This is a genomic window from Pseudomonas viridiflava (assembly GCF_900602065.1).
Lineage (GTDB): Bacteria > Pseudomonadota > Gammaproteobacteria > Pseudomonadales > Pseudomonadaceae > Aquipseudomonas.
Genome location: NZ_UWFN01000144.1, coordinates 1 through 290, shown reverse-complemented (window position 1 = coordinate 290; position 290 = coordinate 1). Strand labels below are relative to the sequence as shown.

1 pseudogene is annotated in these 290 nt (G+C 58.3%); it reads right to left on the bottom strand.

Features of this window, described 5'->3' with window-relative positions:
• Positions 1–290 (bottom strand): annotated as a pseudogene (locus EE949_RS08365) (NADP-dependent oxidoreductase); the annotation flags it as partial.

The following is a 290-nucleotide window of genomic DNA, read 5'->3' as shown; positions in this document are numbered from 1 at the left end:
CGCCACTGAACAGCTTGAGCAGGGTTTCAGGGAAGGTTTCGAGACCTTCCTCGATGTGCTCCTTGCTCTTGATCTTGCCTTCCTTGACCCAGCCTGCCAGTTCCTTGCCCGCTTCACCGAAACGAGCCGCGTGGTCGAGCACTACAAAGCCTTCCATGCGTGCACGGTTGACCAGCAACGACAGATAGTTGGCCGGGCCTTTGACGGCCGTGGTGCTGTTGTACTGACTGATCGCACCGCAGATCACTACGCGCGCACCGACTGCCAGTTGGCTAAGCACTGCATCCAGA